Origin of the sequence: Agromyces humi (genome assembly GCF_009720255.1) — a bacterium.
Classification (GTDB): domain Bacteria; phylum Actinomycetota; class Actinomycetes; order Actinomycetales; family Microbacteriaceae; genus Agromyces; species Agromyces humi.
The window spans coordinates 1-9041 of the sequence record NZ_WJSP02000135.1 but is presented as its reverse complement, the minus strand read 5'-3'; the positions used below and the strand labels follow the sequence as shown (position 1 = coordinate 9041).

The 9041-nt window shown below is 70.3% G+C and carries 9 protein-coding genes; 7 read left to right on the top strand and 2 right to left on the bottom strand.

Annotated elements, in window-relative coordinates; all coding sequences use genetic code 11:
* On the top strand, nucleotides 1–554 hold a 554-nt coding region (locus GH736_RS12100), incomplete at its 5' end, for a sensor histidine kinase (protein WP_235934103.1).
* A gap of 5 nt (nucleotides 555–559) precedes the next feature.
* Here GH736_RS12100 and GH736_RS12095 read toward each other — a convergent pair.
* Together GH736_RS12095 and GH736_RS12090 are read right to left on the bottom strand one after the other, a co-directional pair.
* Entirely contained in the window at nucleotides 560–874 is a 315-nt protein-coding gene (locus GH736_RS12095; RefSeq protein ID WP_159603569.1) for an MGMT family protein, read from the bottom strand.
* Nucleotides 875–897: 23 nt separating this feature from the next.
* Nucleotides 898–1350 (bottom strand): GNAT family N-acetyltransferase, encoded by a 453-nt coding sequence (locus GH736_RS12090; protein WP_159603567.1) that lies wholly within the window; start codon nucleotides 1348–1350, stop codon nucleotides 898–900.
* Nucleotides 1351–1569: 219 nt separating this feature from the next.
* Between GH736_RS12090 and GH736_RS12085 the strand changes: the two genes are divergently transcribed.
* The 6 genes from GH736_RS12085 to GH736_RS12060 form a co-directional block, all read left to right on the top strand.
* Complete coding sequence (locus tag GH736_RS12085; RefSeq protein WP_159603565.1) at nucleotides 1570–2784, top strand: NADP-dependent isocitrate dehydrogenase; 1215 nt, start codon at nucleotides 1570–1572, stop codon at nucleotides 2782–2784.
* Between the two features lie 233 nt (nucleotides 2785–3017).
* Nucleotides 3018–4190: an ROK family transcriptional regulator gene (locus GH736_RS12080; protein ID WP_407922343.1), complete on the top strand. Its 1173-nt coding sequence runs from the start codon at nucleotides 3018–3020 to the stop codon at nucleotides 4188–4190.
* Between the two features lie 67 nt (nucleotides 4191–4257).
* A complete protein-coding gene (locus GH736_RS12075; protein ID WP_159603563.1) occupies nucleotides 4258–5523 on the top strand; it encodes an extracellular solute-binding protein in 1266 nt (421 codons plus the stop codon).
* Nucleotides 5524–5685: 162 nt separating this feature from the next.
* Nucleotides 5686–6678: a carbohydrate ABC transporter permease gene (locus GH736_RS12070; RefSeq protein WP_235934100.1), complete on the top strand. Its 993-nt coding sequence runs from the start codon at nucleotides 5686–5688 to the stop codon at nucleotides 6676–6678.
* A gap of 92 nt (nucleotides 6679–6770) precedes the next feature.
* Complete coding sequence (locus GH736_RS12065; protein ID WP_407922342.1) at nucleotides 6771–7598, top strand: carbohydrate ABC transporter permease; 828 nt, start codon at nucleotides 6771–6773, stop codon at nucleotides 7596–7598.
* Nucleotides 7595–9041: glycoside hydrolase family 3 protein (locus tag GH736_RS12060; RefSeq protein WP_159603561.1), on the top strand; the 1447-nt coding region annotated here is incomplete at its 3' end. The genes GH736_RS12065 and GH736_RS12060, both read left to right, overlap by 4 nt.

Genomic DNA, 9041 nt, shown 5'->3' with positions numbered 1-9041 from the left:
CGCAGCAGCACCTGGTGTCGCTCGGCATGCGGCTGCGGCTCGCGGCGAACGCCGCGCGCGACGCCGACGAGGTGGCGCTCGCCACCGAGCTCGAGAGCACGATCGCGATGCTGAACCTGGCCCTGCGGGAGCTGCGCGAGCTGGCGCACGGCATCCACCCGAGCCTGCTCTCGTCGGGCGGGCTCGCGCTCGCCGTGCCCGAGCTCGCGGGCCGGTGCCCGGTTCCCGTCGTGGTCGACGTGCAGGCCGAGGGCCGACTGCCCGAGCTCATCGAGTCGACGGCGTACTTTGTGCTGGCTGAGGCCCTCGCGAACGTGGCGAAGCACTCACGGGCGACGCGGGCCTGGGTGCGTGCCCACGTGGTGGGCGACGAACTCGAGCTCGTGGTGCGGGACAACGGCGCAGGGGGAGCGTCGCTCGACGCGGGCACGGGCATGCTCGGCATCGCCGACCGAGTCGACGCGGTGGGAGGCACACTCGAGCTCGAGAGCCCGCCCGGCGCGGGGACCACGCTCTCGGTGCGGATGCCGCTCGGCGGCGGCCTCGCCGACTGACCCCGTCAGGGGCGCCAGCGGCACGCCGCGATGACGATGCGGTAGCCGTCCTCGTCATCCGCGGGGCGCAGCGGCGTGCCCTCCCGCTCGTAGTGCGCGCGAGCCCGCTCGGCGTGGCCGGCCGGCGGACGGTCGCCGGCGCGCACGACGCGCCACCAGGCGACCTCCGAGCCGTAGCGGGCCATCACCTGGCCGACGGCCCGCGCTCCGCGCGAGCCGAGGATGGCGGCGACGTCGCCGTACGTGGCCACGCAGCCCGAGGGGATGTCGTCGACCACGGCGAGCACGGCCTCGACGAAGCCGGCCGGCGGCTGCGGCATCCGTTCGCCCCGTGCCTCGGTGCTCAGAGCTCGAGTGCGCCGATCACGTCGCCGTAGGCGGTCTCGCCGACGTCGACGAAGCCGATGCGGTGGAAGAACGCCTCTGGGCCCTCTTCGCCGGGCTCCCAGAGCACGGTGATGCGATCGAACCCGCGACGCTTGGCCTCTTCGGCGAGCGCGTGGGCGAGGAATCGGCCGACGCCCTTGCCCTGCGCCTCGGCGTCGACGTTGATGCGCCAGATGCAGGCCCGGAACTCCTCGTGCTCGTTCTCGGGGTCGAAGTTGCCGTGGATGAATCCGACGACGCGGTCCTCGGAGCGGGCGACGCGCTGCCACGCCGTGGCCGGGTTCACGACGGAGGCCTCGGCGGCATAGGTGACGGGAGCGATGAACTGCTCCTGCCCGGGCTTCAGCGACAGGGTGTTCGCGGCCACGATGTTCGTCGCGTTCAATTCTTCGAGTCGCAGTTCAGCCATGGAGCCAAGGCTAACGTGTGGCGGCCCGGGGCAGGTAGCCGCGAGGCGAACGCTCAGGGCGAACGCGCGCGCGGGCCGACGCCTCGCGGCATCACGCGCCAGGAGGCCCCTCATTTGTCTCGATGTCGAGATATTCGCGTGACGCGGTAAGCTGGCAGGCGGCGTGTCCGCCCCGCGAGACTTCCTCAATTCCCCGAGAGATCCAAGGAGAGATCCACGTTGTCCAAGATCAAGGTTGAAGGCACGGTCGTCGAGCTCGACGGCGACGAGATGACCCGCATCATCTGGCAGGCCATCAAGGACCAGCTCATCCACCCGTACCTCGACATCGACCTCGAGTACTACGACCTCTCGATCCAGAAGCGCGACGAGACCGACGACCAGATCACGGTCGATGCCGCCCACGCCATCCAGAAGCACGGCGTCGGCGTGAAGTGCGCGACGATCACCCCCGACGAGGCCCGCGTCGAGGAGTTCGGCCTGAAGAAGATGTGGCGCTCGCCGAACGGCACCATCCGCAACATCCTCGGCGGCGTGATCTTCCGCGAGCCGATCATCATCTCGAACATCCCCCGCCTGGTGCCCGGCTGGAACAAGCCGATCATCGTCGGCCGCCACGCGTTCGGCGACCAGTACCGCGCCACCGACTTCCGGTTCGAGGGCGAGGGCACCCTCACGATGACCTTCACCCCGAAGGACGGCTCCGAGCCGCAGCAGTTCGAGGTGTTCCAGTCGCCCGGCTCGGGCGTCGCGATGGGGATGTACAACCTCGACGATTCCATCCGCGACTTCGCCCGCGCCTCGCTGAACTACGGCCTCTCGCGCAACTACCCCGTCTACCTCTCGACGAAGAACACGATCCTGAAGGCCTACGACGGCCGCTTCAAGGACCTCTTCCAGGAGGTCTTCGACGCCGAGTTCAAGGAGCAGTTCGACGCGGCCGGCCTCACCTACGAGCACCGTCTCATCGACGACATGGTCGCCGCCTCGCTCAAGTGGGAGGGCGGCTACGTCTGGGCCTGCAAGAACTACGACGGCGACGTGCAGTCCGACACCGTCGCGCAGGGCTTCGGCTCGCTCGGCCTCATGACGAGCGTGCTCGCCACGCCCGACGGCAAGGTCGTCGAGGCCGAGGCGGCGCACGGCACGGTCACGCGCCACTACCGCCAGCACCAGCAGGGCAAGCCCACCTCGACGAACCCGATCGCCTCGATCTACGCCTGGACGCGCGGTCTCGCGCACCGCGGCAAGCTCGACGGCAACCAGGAGCTCATCGACTTCTCGCTGACCCTCGAGGACGTCGTCATCAAGACGGTCGAGTCCGGTGCCATGACCAAGGACCTCGCGGCCCTCGTCGGCCCCGAGCAGCCGTACCAGACGACCGAGGAGTTCCTGCAGACCCTGTCGGACAACCTCGAGGCGCGCCTGGCGTAGCCGCACGCGGTTCACGGAGGGGTCGGATGCTGCGGCATCCGGCCCCTTCGTCGTCCCCGCATCATCCGCACCATCACCGCCGCGGCGGCAGGTCACAACTCGGTAACGCGAGCGGCCAGACGGCCGTCGATACTTGCGTCCGAGTTTGTTCGTAAGCTTTACTAACAAACGTGACGACGGATGTGCAGCGAAGCCAGGTCAGCGAGACCGGCGCCCCCACCACGGGCGGCGACGTGCTCACCGTGCCGTTCGCCGACGCCCCGATCTTCACCCGTGCCCGTGCCCTCCGGCCCACCGGCAAGGTGCTGCCCGAGCACGCGCGCAGCCACAACCGGTCGCTCGTGCTGCAGACGCTCTACACCTCCGGCGCGCAGAGTCGGGCGGATGTCTCGCGAGGCACCGGGCTCACCCGGGTCACCGTGTCCGACCTCGTCGCCGACCTGATCGCCGAGGGCCTCGTCGTCGAGCTCGGCCAGCGCGAGGACGCGCGCCCCGGCAAGCCGGCCACTCTCATCGACGTCGACCGCGGCGCGTTCCGGATCATCGGCATCGACCTCTCCGAGCACCAGCGCTTCCTCGGCGCCGTGGTCGACCTCGACGGCGGCATCGTGTCCCGGGCCGAGGTCGCCTGCGCCGGCGCGAGCGGCGAGAACGCCGTGGCGCTCGTCGTCGAACTGGTCCGGTCGCTCCTCGCGAGCACCACGATTCCCGTGCTCGGCATCGGCGTCGGCTCGCCGGGCGTGGTCGACACGCTCGGCGTGGTGCGCTCGGCACCGAACCTCGGCTGGCGCGACATCGAGCTCCAGTCCCGCCTCCAGGCGGAGTTCGCCCTGCCCGTGCACGTCGCCAACGACGCCAACGTCGCCGTGCTCGCCGAGCACGGCGCCTCGCTGCAGGACGACCTGCTGCTCGTCAAGGTCGGCCACGGTGTCGGCGCCGGCCTGATCATCGGCGGCCGGCCCGTCATCGGCGGCGGCTTCGCGGCGGGCGAGATCGGCCACGTCGTCGTCGGCACCGACGGCGGTCCCCGCTGCGCGTGCGGCAAGGACGGATGCCTCGAGGCGTGGCTCGCCGTGCCCCGGCTCACCGCCCAGCTCGCCGAGCTCGACGGCGACGCCCCCGATGCGGCATCCGCCCGCGATCGGATCCTCGCCGAGGCCGGACGACGGCTCGGCATCATCCTCGCGCCCGTGGTCGGGGCGCTCAACCTGTCGGAGGTCGTGCTCAGCGGCCCCGCCGAACTGCTTGACGGCGCACTGCACGACGCGACCGTCGACACGCTCCGGATGCGGACGATGGCGGAACACAACCGTGATCTGAGGCTCCGGATGACCGAGCAGGCGGAGGACATCGTCCTCCGCGGCGCGGCCGTCATGGTCCTCTCCGGACAACTCGGAGTCTCGTGAGGGACTCCACGCACCAAGGGTGCAGCGAACCCCCGCTGTTTCCCTCACCCCATGAAAGGAAACGACAATGAGGAAACTCGGCATCGTGGCGCTCGGCGCCGCTGCTGCGCTCACCCTCGCCGGTTGTGCCACCTCCGGAGGCACCGGTGCCTCCGAGGACGGCGCCGAGATCCGCGTGTGGCTCGTCGGCACCGACACGCCCGACGAAGCGCGCGAGTACCTGGTGGACACCTTCGAGAAGGAGAACCCCGGTTCGACGCTCGTCATCGAGGAGCAGGCCTGGGACGGCCTCGTCGACCGCCTGACCACGAGCCTCTCCGGCTCGGACAGCCCCGACGTCGTCGAGGTCGGCAACACGCAGGCCGCGGCGTTCACGTCGGCGGGCGCGTTCCTCGACCTGACCGACGAGTACGAGAACCTGGGCGGCGACGACCTGCTCCCGGGCTTCGTCGAGGCGGGCTCGTACGACGGCAAGTTCTACGCGGCCCCGCTGTACTCCGGCTCCCGTCTGGTGTTCTACAAGAAGGACGCCCTCGCGGCGGCCGGACTCACGGTCCCGACGACGCTCGACGAGTACATCTCGAACGCACAGGCGCTCGCCGCCGCCAACCCCGGCAAGTCGGGCATCTGGTGGCCCGGCCAGGACTGGTACAACGCCCTGCCCTACATCTGGGAGAACGGCGGCGAGATCGCCGTCGCCGATGGCGAGGAGTGGGACGCGCAGCTCTCGAGCGAGGAGTCGCTCGCCGGTCTCGCCCAGGTCCAGGAGGTCATGACGACCGCCTCGTCCGCCCCCAAGGACGGCAACGAGACCAGCCCCGAGGTCGGCTTCTGCGACGGCACGTCGCTGCAGCTCTCGGCCCCGAGCTGGGTCAAGTGGTCGATCCTCGCCCCGGCCGACGCCGAGGCGCCCGGCTGCCCCGACCAGGAGGAGAACCTCGGCGTCTACGCCCTTCCGGGCATGGACGGCGGCGCGGCGCAGGTCTTCGCCGGCGGATCGAACATCGGCATCTCGGCGAAGTCGGCTCACCCCGAGCTCGCGCTGAGCGCGCTGGAGATCATCCTCTCCGACGAGTTCCAGACGATCTACGGTGAGAACGGCCTCGTGCCGGCGAAGCTCTCGCTCGCCGACACCCTCGGCACCGACGAGGTCGCGAAGGCGATCACGGCGGCCGCGGGCAACGCGAAGCTCACCCCGGCGTCGCCGAACTGGGCCGACGTCGAGGCATCCGGCATCCTGACCGACCTGTTCGTCAACATCGCGCAGGGCGGCGACATCAAGGCGCTCGCCGAGGCCGCCGACGAGGAGATCGAGGCGATCCTCAACAGCTAGTCGGATCCGTCCGACTGCGCGGTGCGGCGGCATACCCCCCTGTCCGCCGCCGCACCGCACCCCAAGGCCCGGGCGGGCGACGACCACACACGTCGCCCGTCCGGATCGGGGAGCGGCTCCGCCGCCTTGCCCCGAACACCTCGACTTCCCAGGAGCACCACCATGACCACGGTCGACAACGGCCTCGACCCGGCGCCGAGCGCGTTCGAAGGCGAACGCATGACGGCCCCGCAGCCGAAGCCGGCCGCACGCCGCATCCGGCGGATCCGGGGCGGCTTCACCCCCTACTCGCTGCTCACCCCGGCGATCATCGTGCTGGCCCTCATCACGGGCTGGCCGCTCATCCAGCTCATCGTCACGTCGTTCCAGGAGTTCGGCCGCGCCCAGGTCTTCGGCGCCCCTCCCGAGTGGGTCTGGTTCGAGAACTACGCGAACGTGCTCACCGACCCGGTGTTCTACGCGGTGCTCATCCGCACCATCGTGTTCTCCGCCGGCTGCGTCATCGTCACCATGTTCCTCGGCACGCTCATCGCGCTCATGATGATGCGCCTGCCCAAGGGCTTCCGCATCCTGCTCTCGGTGGGCATGCTGCTCGCCTGGGCGATGCCGGCCCTCACGGCGACCGTCGTCTGGGGCTGGATGTTCGACACGGCCTACGGCGTCGTCAACTACATCCTCGTCAACTGGTTCGGCATGGAGGAGTACTTCCAGCACTCCTGGCTCATCGACCCGCTCAGCTTCTTCCTCGTCGCCGGCATCATCATCGTCTGGGGCGCGATCCCGTTCGTCGCCTTCACGCTCTACGCCGGGCTCACGCAGGTGCCCGACGAGGTGCTCGAGGCCGCGCAGCTCGACGGCGCCGGCGGGTTCAAGCGGTTCCGGCTGATCATCTTCCCCTACCTGAAGCCGATCTTCCTGATCGTCACGATCCTCCAGATCATCTGGGATCTCCGCGTCTTCACGCAGATCTTCGCGCTGCAGGACATCGGCGGCATCCGCGCCCTCACCAACACCCTGGGCGTGTACATCTACCAGACCTCGATCGCGGGCGGCGACTTCGGCCAGGGCGGCGCGATCGCCGTCATCACGGCGATCCTGCTCATGTCCATCTCGATCTACTACGTCCGCCAGGTCACCAAGGAGGAGGAGCTGTGAGCGCCACCGTCGCCCCCCAGCAGCTCGGCGCCCCGGTCGCGACGACCGGGACCACCCGGGACGTGCGCCGCACCGGCGGCGGTCGCCGCCGCATCACGACGTGGGTCCTCAGCGCCCTCTCGGTGCTGCTCTTCCTGTTCTTCGTCTTCCCCGTCTACTGGATGGTGAACACGTCGTTCCAGCCGAACAACGAGATCCGCGGCGCCGACGTCAACTTCTGGCCCGAGGAGTTCACCCTCCGCAACTACGCGACGGTGCTCTTCGATCCGGGCCGCACGCCGTTCCTCCCGGCCGCGGGCAACTCGATCGTGATCACGATCCTCACGGTGATCATCTCGCTCGTGTTCGCGTTCCTCGCCGCGATCGCGGTCACCCGGTTCCGGTTCAAGAGCCGCCGCACGTTCATCATCGCGATCCTCGTCATCCAGATGATCCCCGGCGAGGCGATGATCGTCTCGGTCTTCCGCGTGATCGACGGCTGGCACCTGCTCAACACGATCATCGGCCTGACGGTCGTGTACATCGCCACCGTGCTGCCGTTCACGATCTGGACCCTGCGCGGCTTCGTCAACGGCGTGCCCGCCGAGCTCGAGGAGGCGGCGATGATCGACGGATGCTCCAGGGCCGGCGCCTTCTGGCGGGTGACCTTCCCGCTGCTCGCCCCCGGCCTCATCGCGACGGGCGTCTTCGGGTTCATCCAGGCGTGGAACGAGTTCATCATGGCGCTCGTGCTGAACGCCCGACCCGAGATGATGACGCTGCCCGTGTGGCTGCGCACCTACCTCGTGGCGAACGGCACCACGAACTGGGCCGCGATCATGGCCGGCTCGACCCTCATGGCCATCCCCGTCATCGTCTTCTTCCTGCTCGTGCAGGGCCGGATGACGAGCGGACTCGTGAGCGGGGCCGTCAAGGGATGACCGCGCAGCACCTCACCGGCGCGGGAACCGACCTGCGCCGGGACATCCTCACGACCCTGCTCCCGGGGTTCGACGGCACGGAGGCGCCCGCCTGGGTCCTCCGCCGGCTCGAGGACGGGCTCGGCGGGGTCTGCCTCTTCGGCCAGAACATCGCCTCGGCCGACCAGCTCCTGGCGCTGAACACGTCGCTGCGCACGGCGAACCCGCTCGCCGTCATCGCGATCGACGAGGAGGGCGGTGATGTCACGCGGCTGTTCTACGACCGCGGTGCGCCCTACCCCGGCAACGCCCTCCTCGGCCGGATCGACGATCCGGCGCTGACCGAGCGCGTCGCGCGAGCGGTCGGCGAGGCGCTCGCCGCGACCGGCTGCACCGTCACGTTCGCGCCCGACGTCGACGTGAACTCGAATGCCGACAACCCGGTCATCGGCGTGCGCAGCTTCGGCACCGACGCGGCACTCGCGGCGCGGCACGCGGCCGCCTGGGTGCACGGCGTCCAGTCGACCGGAGTGGCGGCCAGCGCGAAGCACTTCCCGGGCCACGGCGACACCGACGGCGACTCGCACCTGGTGCTCCCCGTCGTCGACGTCCCGCTCGACGTCCTCCGCGAGCGCGAGCTCGTGCCCTTCGCCGCGGCCATCGCGGCCGGCACCCGCACGATCATGACCTCCCACCTCCTCCTGCCCCGCCTCGACGCGGAGCAGCCCGCCACCCTCTCCCCGCGCATCGTGCACGGCCTGCTCCGCGGGGAGCTGGGGTTCGAGGGCGTCATCGTCACCGACGCCCTCGACATGCAGGGGGCGAGCGGCGTGCACGGCATCCCCGAGGCGGCCGTGCGCGCCCTCGTCGCCGGCTGCGACCTGCTGTGCATCGGCAGCGACAACACCGACGACCAGCTCGATGAGATCGTCGGCGCGATCGAGGCCGCCATCGACTCGGGCCGGCTTCCGGCCGAGCGGGTGCGCGAGGCAGCCGCGCGGGTACGCGAGCTGGCGCTGACGGCGCCCGTCCTGCCCGAGTCGGTCGACGCGGCCTCGCTCGAACCCCTGCACGCGAGCGACGAGCTCGCCCGCATCGCCGGCGCGTTCGAGGTGTCGGATGCCGCAGCCGGGCGCCTCGCGGCATCCGCCCGCATCGGCACCGTCGTGCGCATCGACACCGTCGCGAACATCGCCGTGGGCGTGGCGCCGTGGGGTCCGTTCGCGGTCGAACCCGTTCCCGGGAAGCCGACGTGGCTCGACACCGCGCGCGCCGTCGCGATCTCGGCCGAGACGCCCCTGGCAGACCCGGCATCGCTGGCGGGGCCCGTGCTCGTGGTGGGCAAGGACCTGCACCGGCATCCGTTCGCCCTCGACGCCATCGCCGCCCTGCGCGCCGTGCGCGACGACGTGGTGACGGTCGACCTCGGTTGGCCGTCGGACGACCGGGCGGTCGCCGACATCG